13 protein-coding genes are annotated in these 14,195 nt (G+C 54.7%); 7 read left to right on the forward strand and 6 right to left on the reverse strand.

Features of this window, described 5'->3' with window-relative positions; translation table 11 throughout:
* Positions 1-50: 50 nt before the first annotated feature.
* Entirely contained in the window at positions 51-923 is an 873-nt protein-coding gene (gene rluF, locus ACLHV8_RS01225) for a 23S rRNA pseudouridine(2604) synthase RluF (RefSeq protein WP_049007759.1), read from the forward strand.
* Here rluF and ACLHV8_RS01230 read toward each other — a convergent pair whose 3' ends face one another.
* The 3 genes from ACLHV8_RS01230 to lysC form a co-directional block, all read right to left on the reverse strand.
* Positions 924-1,196: a DUF3811 domain-containing protein gene (locus ACLHV8_RS01230; protein ID WP_028017981.1), complete on the reverse strand. Its 273-nt coding sequence runs from the start codon at positions 1,194-1,196 to the stop codon at positions 924-926.
* A gap of 50 nt (positions 1,197-1,246) precedes the next feature.
* Complete coding sequence (gene panS, locus ACLHV8_RS01235; RefSeq protein WP_208594795.1) at positions 1,247-2,191, reverse strand: ketopantoate/pantoate/pantothenate transporter PanS; 945 nt, start codon at positions 2,189-2,191, stop codon at positions 1,247-1,249.
* Positions 2,192-2,281: 90 nt separating this feature from the next.
* Positions 2,282-3,631 (reverse strand): lysine-sensitive aspartokinase 3, encoded by a 1,350-nt coding sequence (lysC, locus tag ACLHV8_RS01240; RefSeq protein WP_028017979.1) that lies wholly within the window; start codon positions 3,629-3,631, stop codon positions 2,282-2,284.
* A 375-nt stretch (positions 3,632-4,006) separates the two neighbouring features.
* Here lysC and pgi point away from each other — a divergent pair, with 375 nt between their 5' ends.
* The 6 genes from pgi to psiE all read left to right on the forward strand — a co-directional run bounded on the left by pgi (position 4,007) and on the right by psiE (position 10,328).
* Positions 4,007-5,656: a glucose-6-phosphate isomerase gene (gene pgi / locus ACLHV8_RS01245; RefSeq protein WP_208594796.1), complete on the forward strand. Its 1,650-nt coding sequence runs from the start codon at positions 4,007-4,009 to the stop codon at positions 5,654-5,656.
* Positions 5,657-6,021: 365 nt separating this feature from the next.
* Positions 6,022-6,264, forward strand: coding sequence for an exopolysaccharide production protein YjbE (yjbE, locus tag ACLHV8_RS01250; protein WP_208594797.1), 243 nt, complete (start codon positions 6,022-6,024; stop codon positions 6,262-6,264).
* A gap of 62 nt (positions 6,265-6,326) precedes the next feature.
* The gene (locus ACLHV8_RS01255; RefSeq protein ID WP_049007754.1) at positions 6,327-6,965 is read left to right on the forward strand and encodes a YjbF family lipoprotein; all 639 of its coding nucleotides are present in this window, start codon (positions 6,327-6,329) and stop codon (positions 6,963-6,965) included.
* The gene (locus ACLHV8_RS01260; RefSeq protein ID WP_049007753.1) at positions 6,962-7,699 is read left to right on the forward strand and encodes a capsule biosynthesis GfcC D2 domain-containing protein; all 738 of its coding nucleotides are present in this window, start codon (positions 6,962-6,964) and stop codon (positions 7,697-7,699) included. Before ACLHV8_RS01255 ends, ACLHV8_RS01260 begins: the two co-directional genes overlap by 4 nt.
* Complete coding sequence (locus tag ACLHV8_RS01265) at positions 7,699-9,795, forward strand: YjbH domain-containing protein (RefSeq protein ID WP_208594798.1); 2,097 nt, start codon at positions 7,699-7,701, stop codon at positions 9,793-9,795. The genes ACLHV8_RS01260 and ACLHV8_RS01265 overlap by 1 nt, the downstream gene beginning before the upstream one ends.
* A 122-nt stretch (positions 9,796-9,917) precedes the next feature.
* The gene (gene psiE, locus ACLHV8_RS01270; RefSeq protein ID WP_000202963.1) at positions 9,918-10,328 is read left to right on the forward strand and encodes a phosphate-starvation-inducible protein PsiE; all 411 of its coding nucleotides are present in this window, start codon (positions 9,918-9,920) and stop codon (positions 10,326-10,328) included.
* A 97-nt stretch (positions 10,329-10,425) separates the two neighbouring features.
* On the opposite strand, the gene malG is transcribed toward psiE, so the two are convergent.
* From malG to malE, 3 genes are all read right to left on the reverse strand, one after another.
* Complete coding sequence (gene malG / locus ACLHV8_RS01275) at positions 10,426-11,316, reverse strand: maltose ABC transporter permease MalG (RefSeq protein ID WP_014830272.1); 891 nt, start codon at positions 11,314-11,316, stop codon at positions 10,426-10,428.
* Positions 11,317-11,330: 14 nt separating this feature from the next.
* A complete protein-coding gene (malF, locus tag ACLHV8_RS01280; protein WP_208594799.1) occupies positions 11,331-12,875 on the reverse strand; it encodes a maltose ABC transporter permease MalF in 1,545 nt (514 codons plus the stop codon).
* A 121-nt stretch (positions 12,876-12,996) separates the two neighbouring features.
* Entirely contained in the window at positions 12,997-14,187 is a 1,191-nt protein-coding gene (malE, locus tag ACLHV8_RS01285) for a maltose/maltodextrin ABC transporter substrate-binding protein MalE (protein ID WP_032666867.1), read from the reverse strand.
* Positions 14,188-14,195: the final 8 nt, after the last annotated feature.

Here is a 14,195-nt window from a genome sequence, read left to right on the forward strand (position 1 = left end):
TTTTTGTCAGCCGCAAGGTAAGGTATATTTCGCCCTTCACAGGAGAAACTATGCTGCCAACTCAATCAACCCGATTAAACAAATACATTAGCGAGAGCGGGATCTGCTCACGTCGCGAGGCTGACCGTTACATTGAACAGGGTAACGTGTTCCTCAACGGCAAACGCGCCACCATTGGCGACCAGGTCGTCCCTGGCGATGTGGTTAAAGTGAATGGTCAGGTCATCGAACCCCGCGATGCTGAAGACCTGGTGTTTATCGCGTTGAATAAACCGGTTGGTATCGTCAGTACCACGGAAGATGGCGAGCGGGACAACATCGTTGATTTCGTTAACCACAGCAGCCGTGTCTTCCCGATTGGTCGACTGGATAAAGACTCCCAGGGGCTGATTTTTCTCACCAACCACGGTGACCTGGTGAACAAAATTCTGCGCGCCGGAAATGACCATGAGAAAGAGTACATCGTCACGGTGAATAAGCCTGTGACGGATGAGTTTATCCGTGGGATGGGGGCGGGCGTGCCAATTCTGGGCACCGTTACGAAGAAGTGTAAGGTGAAGAAAGAAGCACCGTTCGCGTTTCGTATTACGCTGGTCCAGGGTTTAAACCGGCAGATCCGCCGTATGTGTGAGCACTTCGGTTATGAAGTGACGAAGCTGGAACGCACGCGCATCATGAACGTCAGCTTGTCCGGGATCCCGCTGGGTGAATGGCGTGATTTAACGGATGACGAGCTGATCGAGCTGTTCAAACTTATTGAGAATTCTTCATCCGAAGCAAAGCCGAAGGCCAAAGCCAAACCTAAAACCCAGGCGATTAAGCGCCCGGTGGTGAAGGCGCCGCAGGCGGAAGAGAAAGGACGCGGCAAACCGGCCAACGGGAAACGCTTTACCCAGCCTGGCCGTAAAAAGAAAGGGCGCTAATCAGCGCCTTCCACGAGTCGATGTGTTGGCAGACCACGAGAAGGTCGCCTCCGCATCGGGTTTATAAGCCTGCTGCTTTTTCAGTTTGCGGGCTTTTTTCGCCTCAGCCTCACGCTGTGTCATCAATTTGTCGATATACTCTTTTTTAACCTGGTTCGTTTCGGCGTTCGTCAGCGTGCGGCCATGTGCGATACGGGCGCGGTCGAGAAGCGTTTTCAGTTCGCGCTGCTCGGCTTCCGTCATGTCTTTCTGGGTCAGTCGTGGTGTAGCCATTGCTGAAGCCTCCTGATGGGGAGGCTTCAGTGTAAAGCAAGCCGCGTAAATTAACCCTGCTTCACCGCATCTTTTTTGGGTTGTTCATCAATCGGCTTACCGGACCAGTAACCCGCCAGCAGCGAACCGGACAGGTTATGCCAGACGGAGAACAGTGCGCCAGGTAGGGCCGCCAGTGGTGAGAAGTAAATCTTACCGAGTGCTGCCGCCAGACCGGAGTTCTGCATTCCCACCTCGATTGCCAGCGTGCGGCAGGTGGACTCGTCAAAGCCAAACAGCTTCCCGCCCCAGTAACCACCGAGTAATCCAATGGTGTTATGCAGCACTACCGCGACGATCACCACAAAGCCTACAGAAGCAATGTGTGAGGCGGAACCCGCCACCACGGCGCTGATGATCGCCAGAATGCAGACCATCGAGAACGCCGGCAGATACGGTTCAACCGTTTTCACCACGCGCGGGAAAAGATGGTGAATGACCAGCCCTAGCGCAATCGGGATCACTACTATTTGCAGGATGCTAAGCAGCATGCCCATGACGTCCACCTGAATATGTGCGTCCACATATAAGCGCGTTAACAGCGGGGTGGCAATTACGCCAACCAGTGTGGAAACGGAAGAGATAGTGACGGAGAGTGCCACATCGCCTTTCGCAAGGTAGATCATCACGTTGGATGCGGTACCGCTGGCCACGCTGCCCACCAGCACCATCCCGGCGGAGAGATCGGGCGGCATCTTAAAGGCCATCGCCAGAAGCCACGCGGCGAGCGGCATCACCAGGTAGTGCAGGAATATGCCTGCAGCGACGGGGGCCGGGCGCGACAGCACGCGTTTAAAATCGTCGATTTTCAGATGCACGCCCATACCGAGCATGATCAGCATCAGCAGGGTGGTGACCCATGGACCAATACCGGTGAACGAGGTGGGCGTGTAATACGCGACTACGGAGAGCAGCAGCGCCCATAACGGGAACAGCCGTGTGATGGCGGATAACATAGGTATTTCCTTGCGATTGTGTTGTGTTTAGTTATGAAAAAGCCGGGTCTGTGCCCGGCTTATAGGTATTGTTTATCGTGCTAACGAATTTTATTCAAACAAATTCTGATGAAGTTTCTGCACCACCTGCTCCGCCTGATCGGCAGGGACCAGGAAGCAGAGGTTATAGCTGGATGCACCGTAACAAATCATACGGATGTTGAACGGGTCGAGTACGCCGAAGACCTCTTTCCCTACGCCGCAGGCACGCGACAGCTTGTTGCCAATGATGGCAACCAGCGCCAGATTTTCTTCTACTTCCACGCGGCACAGTTCAGAAAGCTCAATCAGCAGTGACTGCGTCAGCAGGGTGTCACCAGTGGAGGTGGAACCGGTAGTATCCAGCGTCAGCGCGATGCTCACTTCGGAGGTGGTGATCAGGTCTACAGAGATGTTATGGCGCGCCAGAATGCCAAACACTTCCGCCAGGAAGCCACGGGAGTGCAGCATATTGTGGCTGTGCAGCGTGACCAGCGTCTGGCGACGGCGCAGGGCCAACGCGCGGAACAGTGGTGGATTTTCCGTTTTCTTGCAGACCAGCGTGCCGCCTGCTTTCGGGTCTTTACTGGAGCCGACGAAGACCGGAATATCGCTACGTACGGCTGGCAAAAGGGTTGCCGGGTGCAGCACCTTCGCGCCGAAGGTGGCCATTTCTGCCGCTTCTTCGAAGGCGATCACATCAATACGTTTAGCCGCAGAAACAACGCGCGGGTCGGTGGTGTAAATGCCCGGAACGTCAGTCCAGATATCCACGCGCGTTGCATGCAGGGCTTCGCCCAACAGTGCGGCGGTGTAGTCGCTGCCGCCACGGCCAAGCGTGGTGGTGCGGCCTTTCGCTTCACTGCCGATAAAGCCCTGGGTGATCACAATACCATCTGCCAGACGGGGAGCCAGCTGCTGGTTGGTCAGCTCCGCCAGCGCTTCAACGTCCGGCTCGGCGCGGCCAAAGCGATCGCTGGTACGCATCACTTTGCGCACGTCAAACCACTGCGCCTGAATGTTACGCTCGCGCATGATTTCCACAAACAGCAGAGTCGACATCAGTTCGCCATGGCTGACCAGCTCATCGGTCAGGGCGGTGGAGGTGGCCAGAGAAGCCGCTTCTGCCAGCGTGGTGATATTTTCCAGCAGGCGTTCCACTTCTTCGCGGATGACATTCGGGTTCTGCAGACGTTCAAGGATGTCGAACTGAATTTTGCGCAGTGCATCCAGCTTAACGAAACGCTCGGTCGCTTCCAGTCCTTCAGACAGAGAAACCAGCAGGTTCGTCACGCCAGCAGAGGCAGAAAGCACCACCAGGCGGGTATTCGGATCGGCTAGCACCACATCGGCGCTGCGGTTCATGGCATCGTAATCGGCCACACTGGTGCCGCCAAATTTGGCGACCACAAAACTCGTCATAACAACCTCGTGTCAGGGAATGAATAAAGCGACCTTGGCACAAGAATGAAACGAAAACAGGTGCAGGCGCAAAATACGGCCCTATAAATAAAATGCGGGGGAGGTCCTGTCAATGCCGGGATTATGCGGATTTTTCATGGGGGGGTACCCCTGAGAAACAGGACTTATAACAGGGCCATATTTTATGCTTCATTTTACCCGGTTTTGACCGACATTTCGCCGCTCCGGGAGCGCTCTCCAGCAGCTATACTTTTCGGGTCTTTTCACCTGCGTTTGATGCAGGCCAGGGCAATGGCATAAAAACCATCACAATTTTTATTTGCAGGCGCTACAATCGACCGCAGTCACAATTCTCAAATCAGAAGAGTATTGCTAATGAAAAACATCAACCCAACGCAGACCGCTGCCTGGCAGGCACTACAAAAACATTTTGATGAAATGAAAGACGTCACTATCGCGGAGCTGTTCGCGAAAGATGCCGATCGTTTCAACAAATTCTCCGCGACCTTTGATGACCTGATGCTGGTGGATTTCTCCAAAAACCGCATTACCGAAGAGACGCTGGCGAAACTGCAGGATCTGGCAAAAGAGACGCAGCTTGCTGACGCCATCAAATCCATGTTCTCCGGTGAGAAGATCAACCGCACCGAAGACCGTGCCGTGCTGCACGTGGCGCTGCGTAACCGTAGCAATACGCCAATCATCGTTGACGGCAAAGATGTAATGCCGGAAGTGAACGCGGTGCTGGAAAAGATGAAAGCCTTCTCCGAAGCGATCATCTCTGGTAGCTGGAAAGGCTACACCGGCAAAGCCATCACCGACGTGGTTAACATCGGTATCGGCGGTTCTGACCTCGGTCCATTCATGGTGACCGAAGCGCTGCGTCCATATAAAAACCACCTCAACATGCACTTTGTCTCTAACGTCGATGGTACCCACATCGCCGAAGTGCTGAAGAACGTGAACCCGGAAACCACCCTGTTCCTGGTTGCGTCTAAAACCTTTACCACTCAGGAAACCATGACCAACGCCCATAGCGCGCGCGACTGGTTCCTGAAGACTGCTGGCGACAACAAGCACGTGGCGAAACACTTCGCGGCGCTGTCCACCAACGGCAAGGCCGTTGGTGAGTTCGGGATTGATACCGCGAACATGTTTGAGTTCTGGGACTGGGTTGGCGGCCGTTACTCTCTGTGGTCTGCAATCGGTCTGTCCATCATCCTGTCTGTCGGCTTCGACAACTTCGTTGAGCTGCTATCAGGCGCACACGCGATGGATAAACACTTCTCCAGCACCGCACCAGAGAAAAACCTGCCTGTGCTGCTGGCGCTGATTGGTATCTGGTACAACAACTTCTTCGGCGCTGAAACCGAAGCGATCCTGCCATACGATCAGTACATGCACCGTTTCGCGGCCTACTTCCAGCAGGGCAACATGGAATCCAACGGTAAATACGTTGACCGTAACGGCAACGCCGTGGATTACCAGACCGGTCCAATCATCTGGGGTGAGCCGGGCACGAACGGTCAGCACGCGTTCTACCAGCTGATTCACCAGGGCACCAAAATGGTACCGTGCGATTTCATCGCCCCGGCTATCACCCATAACCCACTGTCCGACCACCATCCGAAGCTGCTGTCTAACTTCTTCGCCCAGACTGAAGCGCTGGCATTTGGTAAATCCCGCGAGGTGGTCGAGCAGGAATACCGTGACCAGGGTAAAGATCCGGCAACCCTGGATCACGTTGTGCCGTTCAAAGTGTTCGAAGGCAACCGTCCAACCAACTCCATCCTGCTGCGCGAAATCACGCCGTTCAGCCTGGGGGCGCTGATTGCCCTGTACGAGCACAAAATCTTCACGCAGGGCGCGATCCTGAACATCTTCACCTTTGACCAGTGGGGCGTTGAGCTGGGCAAACAGCTGGCAAACCGTATTCTGCCAGAGCTGGGTGATGATAAAGCGATTACCAGCCATGACAGCTCAACAAATGGTTTGATCAACCGTTATAAAGCATGGCGTGCGTAATTAAAATGTCATGAAAAGTGCCGGCGATATGCCGGCATTTTTTTATCGGATAATTCCTGATGTCTATTATCTCCCTCAAATTTCACTACTGAGTTTTATCTGAAAAAAGCCGTTAACCCGTTAATTGCTGCGGTTTATTTTAGGAATATACGGATAATTGCTTTCAGCTTTTTTATTTTATCTTAATGATTTTATTGGTTTTTATATTTATCTTTCTTTTCTTATACTTCGATCTTATCCATTAGTCTGAAAACTCTCTCCCTATTTACCCTTACGGCAAACCCTCTGCAGTAGTTGTGTATACTCGATTCCGCCTGAAATTCTTATCGGGCAAATCTCCATTCATTCATTGAAGGGAAATTGTTATGAAAAAAGTACTGTATGGCATTTTTGCCATATCTGCGCTTGCGGCGACATCTGTCTATGCAGCTCCGGTTCAGGTCGGGGAAGCGGCAGGGTCGGCTGCGACGTCTGCGTCTGCGGGAAGTTCTACCGCAGCCAGCACCAGCACCGTAAGTTCAGCCGTGGGTGTCGCGCTGGCGGCAACCGGTGGCGGTGATGGCTCCAATACCGGAACCACGACCACCACAACGACCAGCACCCGATAATTCCGGGTGTTTTAATCATAACCACACTTCGGTGTGGTTATTTCGCCCTTCGGAGAAGAGTCGTGAAGCGACCTGCAATCATCATGATTTGCCTGCTCTTGCAGGCGTGCTCAGCCACCACCAAAGGGCTGGGGAACTCACTGTGGGACAGCATGTTCGGCACACCGGGTGTACATCTGACCGATGATGAACTTCAGAACATGCCGTATGCCAGCCAGTACATGCAGTTAAACGATGGCCCGCAACTGTTTGTGGTGCTCGCTTTCGATGAAAACGGGCAGCAGAAATGGGTGACGCAGGATCAGGCCACCATCGTGACGCAGCATGGACGTCTCGTGAAAACCCTGTTGGGTGGAGACAACCTGCTTGAGGTGAACAATATCGCTGCTGACCCGCTTATCAAACCCAACCAGATCACCGACGGCGCAAGCTGGACGCGCACGATGGGCTGGACCGAGCATAAACAGGTGCGTTACGCCACCGCACGCTCCACCTTCCGTTGGGAGGGGACGGACAGTGTCAGCGTGGGAAGTGACAAAACCCAGGTTCGCGTGCTCGATGAAGAAGTGATCACCGACCAGGCCACGTGGCATAACCGTTTCTGGGTCGACGATGACGGACAAATCCGTCAGTCCCTGCAGTATCTCGGAGCCGGATTCTTCCCGGTCAAAACTACGCTTATCAAGGCCGCGAAATCATGAAAACACTTATTCGCGTGGCGCTGATCGCCAGTTTTGCCGCGCCGCTTGCCTGGTCTGCCGGAACGGTGAAGGTCTATATCCCGGACAGCACGCAGCCCAAAACACTGACCAACGCCGGGCATCTGTTCGATCTCGTCGGCCAGCCCAGACTGGCGAACAGCTGGTGGCCTGGCGCGGTGATCGCTGAACGCCAGAAAACCGCTGAAGCGGAACAACAATACAAGGCGCTCCTCGCCAGGCTGACGGGATTAGCGGAGCAGGAAGAGGGTGACGATGCGGCGGCGATTAACAGCGTTCGCCAGCAGGTTCAGGCCCTGAAAATCACCGGTCGGCTGCCGGTGAACCTCGATCCAGATGACGTGCGCGTGTCGGAGAACGGTAACCCGGCTCTGGAAGGGGAATACACGCTCTGGCTGCCTGCACAACCCTCAACCATCACCGTTTTTGGTCTTATCAGCCACCCCGGGAAAAAGCCCTTTACGCCCGGTCGTGACGTGGCGAGCTATCTCGACGAGCAGAGCCTGTTAAGCGGTGCGGATAACAGCTACGCCTGGGTGGTTTACCCTGACGGGCACACACAAAAAGCGCCAGTGGCCTACTGGAACAAACGCCATATCGAACCTATGCCTGGCAGCATCATTTTTGTCGGTTTTGCCGACCATTTCTGGACGAAGGGGTATGACGGACTTAACGCCGATATCCTTCGCTCCCTGATACAGCGGATTCCGGAATAATGAAAAGAACCTATCTCTACAGCATGCTGGCACTTTGTGTGAGTGCCGCCTGCCATGCAGAAACGTATCCGGCACCTATTGGCCCGTCCCAGTCAGACTTCGGTGGCGTCGGTTTACTGCAAACGCCCACCGCACGTATGGCGCGTGAGGGTGAGTTGAGCCTTAACTATCGCGATAACGATCAATACCGCTACTACTCGGCGTCGGTGCAACTGTTTCCGTGGCTTGAAACCACGCTGCGCTATACCGACGTGCGTACGAAACAGTACAGCAGCGTAGAGGCGTTCTCCGGCGATCAGACTTACAAAGATAAAGCCTTCGACCTCAAAGTACGTCTGTGGGAAGAGAGTTACTGGATGCCGCAGGTCTCCGTCGGCGCAAAAGATATCGGCGGTACCGGTCTGTTTGATGCGGAATACATCGTTGCCAGTAAAGCCTGGGGACCATTTGATTTCTCACTCGGTCTGGGCTGGGGTTATCTCGGTACCAGCGGCAACGTCAAAAACCCGTTTTGCTCCTACAGCGATAAATATTGCTACCGCGATAATAGTTACCAGAAAGCGGGTTCGATCAACGGCGACCAGATGTTCCACGGACCGGCGTCGCTGTTTGGTGGCGTCGAATACCAGACACCCTGGCAGCCGCTGCGCCTGAAGCTGGAGTATGAAGGGAATGACTACTCGCAGGATTTCGCTGGCAAGATTGAACAGAAGAGCAAGTTTAACGTCGGCGCCATTTATCGCGTCACCGATTGGGCCGACGTTAACCTCAGCTACGAGCGTGGCAATACCTTCATGTTTGGCTTCACGCTGCGCACTAACTTCAACGACATGCGCCCGCACTACAACGATAACGCACGGCCTGCATACCAGCCGGAGCCGCAGGACGCCATCCTGCAGCACTCGGTGGTGGCAAACCAGCTGACGTTGCTGAAATATAATGCGGGTCTGGCGGATCCGAAAATTCAGGTAAAAGGCGATACGCTGTACGTTACCGGCGAGCATGTGAAATACCGCGACTCGCGTGAAGGGATCGAGCGCGCCAACCGGATCGTCATGAACGATCTCCCGGATGGGATCCGCACGATCCGCGTGACGGAGAACCGTCTCAACCTGCCGCAGGTGACGACGGAAACGGACGTCGCCAGCCTCAAGCGCCATCTGGAAGGTGAACCGCTCGGGCATGAAACCGAGCTGGTGCAAAAACGCGTAGAGCCGATCGTGCCAGATACCACCGAGCAGGGCTGGTATATCGACAAGTCGCGCTTCGATTTCCATATCGATCCGGTGCTGAATCAGTCCGTCGGCGGGCCAGAGAACTTCTACATGTATCAGCTGGGCGCGATGGCGACAGCGGATCTGTGGCTCACCGACCACCTGCTGACCACCGGTAGCCTGTTTGGCAACATTGCTAACAACTACGACAAGTTCAACTACACCAATCCGCCAAATGACTCGACGCTGCCGCGCGTGCGCACCCGCGTGCGTGAGTATGTGCAGAATAATGTCTATGTGAACAACCTGCAGGCCAACTACTTCCAGTACTTCGGCAACGGCTTCTACGGCCAGGTGTACGGCGGATATCTGGAAACCATGTTCGGCGGCGCTGGGGCAGAAGTGCTTTATCGTCCTGTCGACAGCAACTGGGCGTTCGGGATTGATGCCAACTATGTCAAACAGCGTGACTGGCGCAGCGCCCAGGACATGATGAAGTTCACCGACTATAGCGTCAAAACGGGTCATCTGACCGCCTACTGGACACCGTCATTTGCCCCTGACGTACTGGTGAAAGCCAGCGTCGGCCAGTACCTGGCGGGTGATAAGGGCGGCACGCTGGATATATCTAAACACTTTGACAGCGGCGTCGTGGTGGGCGGTTATGCCACCATCACCAACGTCTCGCCGGACGAATATGGGGAAGGGGACTTCACCAAAGGCGTATACGTGTCGATTCCGCTGGATCTGTTCTCGTCAGGCCCAACCCGCAGCCGTGCGGCGATTGGCTGGACGCCGCTGACGCGCGACGGGGGTCAGCAGTTGGGTCGTAAGTTCCAGCTGTATGATATGACCAGCGATAAAAACATTAACTTCCGCTGATGCCTGACCAGCCCGGTGGTACTTCACCACCGGGCGATCGCGCGAAATATAAACAAAAAATATAGATCTCCGTCACATTTTTGCGTTATACAGGAACCTCGCCCCGGAGAATGAGGTGCTGTATGACATCCCTGACTCGCCCGCGCGTTGAGTTTATCTCAACTATCCTCCAGACCGTGCTGAACCTCGGTCTGTTGAGCCTTGGACTGATACTGGTCGTCTTTTTGGGAAAAGAGACGGTGCATCTGGCGGATGTGCTGTTTGCCCCTGAACAAACCAGCAAATATGCGCTGGTGGAAGGACTGGTGGTCTACTTTCTCTACTTTGAATTTATCGCCCTGATTGTGAAGTACTTTCAGTCCGGCTTTCACTTCCCGCTGCGTTATTTCGTCTACATTGGGATCACCGCGATAGTGCGGCTGATCATCGTCGATCATAAATCCCCGCTCGACGTGCTGATCTACTCGGCGGCGATCCTGCTGCTGGTAATCACCCTCTGGCTGTGTAACTCGAAGCGGCTGAAACGCGAATAAAAAAATGGCGGCCCGGAGGCCGCCTAATAACAGTCACAAGTTGGGTCAATACAATACGTCTAAAGTTGAGGGTTGCAGTGGCATAACAAAATGAAACTTAACCTTTCACACCGCCCGCCGTCAGGCCATTCACCAGCCAGCGCTGCGCCAGCAGGAATACCACGGTAATCGGGATGGCGGAGAGCACGGCCGCCGCGGCAAAGTCGCCCCACAGGTAGTTTTGCGGGTTGAGGTATTGCTGCATACCGACGGCCAGCGTGTAGCTATTCACATCACGCAGTAACAGAGAAGCGACGGGCACTTCGGTGATGGCGGCGATAAACGACAGGATAAACACCACCGCCAGGATAGGCACCGACAGCGGCAGCAGCACCAGACGGAACGCCTGCCACGGGGTTGCACCATCCAGTGCCGCAGCTTCTTCCAGCGAGCCGTCGATGGTTTCGAAATACCCTTTGATGGTCCACACATGCAGTGCGATACCGCCAAGATAGGCGAAGATTACGCCACCGTGGGTGTTCAGGCCGATAAACGGCACGTACTGGCCCAGACGGTCAAACAAGGCATACAACGCGACCAGCGACAGTACCGCCGGGAACATCTGGAAAATCAGCATCCCTTTCAGCAGTGAGGCCTTGCCCGGGAACTTCATACGGGCGAAAGCGTACGCACAAGTGGTGGAGAGCGTCACGATACCTATCGCGGTGATCCCGGCGATTTTCACCGAGTTCCACAGCCATAACAGCACCGGGAACGGCGGCGGTGTGACGCGACCATCTGCGTGTTCCACGCTGAAGCCCAGCGCGAGCTTCCAGTGCTCCCAGGAGATTTCGTCCGGGATCAGGCTCCCGGTGGCGAAGTTACCCGAACGCAGGGAGATGGCGATGACCATCAGTAGCGGGAACATGATCGCCGCAATAAAAATCAGCAGGCCTAAATGCGTCGCCAGGAGGCGCAGTTTCTGAGATTTGGGTTGTACCATAGCCATGATCGATGCCCTCCTTAGTCAAATTTCATTCGTGTGGCTTTCAGGTTCACAATCGCCAGGGCGCCAACCAGCAGGAAGATCAGGGTGGCAATCGCCGCCGCCAGACCGAAGTCCTGACCACCGCCGCCTTCGAAAGCAATACGGTAGGTGTAGCTCACGAGCAGGTCGGTATAGCCCGCCGGCGTGGTGGTGCCAAGACGGTCAGGGCCGCCGTTGGTCAACAGTTGAATCAGCACAAAGTTGTTAAAGTTGAAGGCGAAGCTGGCAATCATCAGCGGCGTCAGCGGCTTAATGAGCAGCGGCAGCGTAATCTTAAAGAAGTTCTGGAACGGACCCGCTCCGTCCATCGCCGAGGCTTCGTACAGATCGTCCGGGATCGCCTTCAACAGCCCCATGCACAGGATCATCATGTACGGATAGCCCAGCCAGGTATTGACGATGATAATCATCGAACGGGCAGTCGTCGGGTCGCTGAACCAGGCCGGTTTGATACCAAACAGCGCGCTCAGCATCATGTTGATTTCACCGAAGCTCTGGTTAAACAGCCCTTTGAAAATCAGAATCGAAATAAACGACGGTACGGCATACGGCAGAATCAGCAGTACGCGATAAATCGCTTTGCCTTTCAGGGCTTCCCACTGCACGAGACAGGCCAGAACCATGCCCACAGCCACGGTCAGGATCACGGTCAGAACCGAGAAGACCACCGTCCAGATGAAGATGGCGAAGAACGGTTTCTGAATGCCTTCGTCGGTAAACACGCGGGTAAAGTTGTCCCAGCCGATGGTGACGGTATAGCCCGGGCTGAGCTTGTCATCACCCCATTTGCCATCGGCAGTAATGGACTGATAGAAACCAATGTCGTTGTTCGGACGATATTTCACGCCGCTCTGGTTGTTGGTCAGCGTGCCGTCATCCGCCAGCGTGTAGAGAGGCTGCGTGCCGGAGAACTGGCGCAGTGAGCTCATGGTCACTTTGCTTTCGTCTGGCAGTACGGCGGTGAGCTGGGTCAGCGCCTGACGGTTCTGGGTAATGACGCGCAGGTTGGCACGTTCGCCTTCCGGCAGCGCTGCGGCCTCTTTTAAGGTCAGCTTCTGCTCGCCGCCAAATTTGAACGCGTCGGAGACATAGTATTTGCTGCTTGCTTCGTCAGTAAGCGCTAACTTCCACTCGTTACCGGCAGGATACAGGCCGAAGTTAAAGGTCTTGCCGGCCTGGTAAGAGCGATCCAGAAGGACCTGCTGGGCACGTTCCTGCGCAAGCTGGTTCGTGCTGCTGTAGTTGGTAAACGCAATGGCAATAGTACAAATCAGCGGGAAGAGAACAAACAGCCCCATCCCGGCCACGCCCGGGTAGACATAGCGCCAGGCATAGGCTTTACGGTTGGCGAAAATATACAGGCCAGCAGAGCTTAAAATCAGCGTCATGATGGCAAACAGATATTCCCCTTGTACGTACATTAAAACAACAAGGTAACCCACCAGCAGACACAGCAGACCTATCGCTGACCACTTCAGCGCGTCGCTTTGCCACCAGCGTTTCTTTTTAATGACATCCATGGGGTTCTTCCTCTACAACGGTGGAAACTTATCGTCAGGTGGCGCTGCGCTTACCTGACCTACGGATCGTGCCGTAGTCGTAGGGCGGGTAAGCGCATGCGCCACCCGCCGTTTTTCAGACTTACTTAGTAATACGACCCTGCGCATCTTTCAGCGCGGCATCAACAGTCTGACGACCGCTTGCCGCATTGATGACCGCAGTACGGGTGGCGTACCAGAACGCCGCCATTTGCGGGATGTTCGGCATAATTTCGCCTTTCTGAGCGTTATCCATGGTGGCCGCAATACGTGGGTCTTTTGCCAGGTGATCCTGGAAGGATTTCAGCGCAACGGCACCCAGCGGTTTGTCCTTGTTCACTTCATCCAGACCCTGATCGGTCAGCAGGTAGTTTTCCAGGAACTCTTTCGCCAGCTCTTTGTTCGGGCTTGCCGCGTTGATACCCGCGCTCAGCACACCAACGAACGGTTTAGACGGCTTGCCTTTGAAAGTTGGCAGCAGCGTCACGCCGTAGTTGATTTTGCTCTTGTCGATGTTGGTCCAGGCCCACGGACCGTTGATGGTCATCGCGGTTTCGCCTTTGTTGAACGCCGCTTCCGCGATGGAGTAGTCGGTATCCGCGTTCATATGTTTGTTCTTGATGAGGTCAACCAGGAAGGTCAGACCCGCTTTCGCGCCAGCGTTGTCCACGCCCACGTCTTTCACGTCATACTTGCCGTTTTCAAACTTGAACGCGTAACCGCCGTCCGCAGCAATCAGCGGCCAGGTGAAGTATGGTTCTTGCAGGTTGAACATCAGCGCGCTCTTACCTTTCGCTTTCAGCTCTTTATCCAGTTTCGGGATCTCTTCCCAGGTTTTCGGTGGGTTAGGTACCAGGTCTTTGTTGTAAATCAGAGAAAGGGCTTCAACCGCGATTGGGTAAGCGATCAGCTTGCCGTTATAGCGAACGGCGTCCCAGGTGAACGGGAACAGTTTGTCCTGGAAGGCTTTGTCCGGCGTGACTTCTGCCAGCAGACCCGACTGCGCGTAGCCACCGAAACGGTCATGCGCCCAGAAGATGATGTCCGGGCCGTCACCGGTTGCTGCAACCTGTGGGAATTTCTCTTCCAGCTTATCCGGGTGTTCTACGGTCACTTTGATACCGGTGTCTTTCTCGAATTTTTTACCCACTTCGGCCAGGCCGTTATAGCCCTTATCGCCGTTAATCCAGATTACCAGCTTACCTTCTTCAATTTTGGCGAGAGCCGGTGCGGAAATCATCATTGCTGCAAGGGCGGACAATGCGAAAACACGTGCGCCAGTCTTGATCTTCATATCTGCCA

This window comes from Enterobacter sp. CPE_E863 (assembly GCF_046521465.1).
Classification (GTDB): Bacteria; Pseudomonadota; Gammaproteobacteria; order Enterobacterales; family Enterobacteriaceae; genus Enterobacter; species Enterobacter adelaidei.

Bases quoted from the DNA above. Each gene is read 5' to 3' on its own strand.
- ACLHV8_RS01265 (WP_208594798.1), top strand. From the start codon at position 7,699: ATGAAAAGAACCTATCTCTACAGCATGCTGGCACTTTGTGTGAGTGCC.
- malG (WP_014830272.1), bottom strand. From the start codon at position 11,316: ATGGCTATGGTACAACCCAAATCTCAGAAACTGCGCCTCCTGGCGACG.
- psiE (WP_000202963.1), top strand. From the start codon at position 9,918: ATGACATCCCTGACTCGCCCGCGCGTTGAGTTTATCTCAACTATCCTC.
- ACLHV8_RS01230 (WP_028017981.1), bottom strand. From the start codon at position 1,196: ATGGCTACACCACGACTGACCCAGAAAGACATGACGGAAGCCGAGCAG.
- rluF (WP_049007759.1), top strand. From the start codon at position 51: ATGCTGCCAACTCAATCAACCCGATTAAACAAATACATTAGCGAGAGC.
- ACLHV8_RS01260 (WP_049007753.1), top strand. From the start codon at position 6,962: ATGAAAACACTTATTCGCGTGGCGCTGATCGCCAGTTTTGCCGCGCCG.
- malE (WP_032666867.1), bottom strand. From the start codon at position 14,187: ATGAAGATCAAGACTGGCGCACGTGTTTTCGCATTGTCCGCCCTTGCA.
- lysC (WP_028017979.1), bottom strand. From the start codon at position 3,631: ATGACGAGTTTTGTGGTCGCCAAATTTGGCGGCACCAGTGTGGCCGAT.
- panS (WP_208594795.1), bottom strand. From the start codon at position 2,191: ATGTTATCCGCCATCACACGGCTGTTCCCGTTATGGGCGCTGCTGCTC.
- yjbE (WP_208594797.1), top strand. From the start codon at position 6,022: ATGAAAAAAGTACTGTATGGCATTTTTGCCATATCTGCGCTTGCGGCG.
- malF (WP_208594799.1), bottom strand. From the start codon at position 12,875: ATGGATGTCATTAAAAAGAAACGCTGGTGGCAAAGCGACGCGCTGAAG.
- pgi (WP_208594796.1), top strand. From the start codon at position 4,007: ATGAAAAACATCAACCCAACGCAGACCGCTGCCTGGCAGGCACTACAA.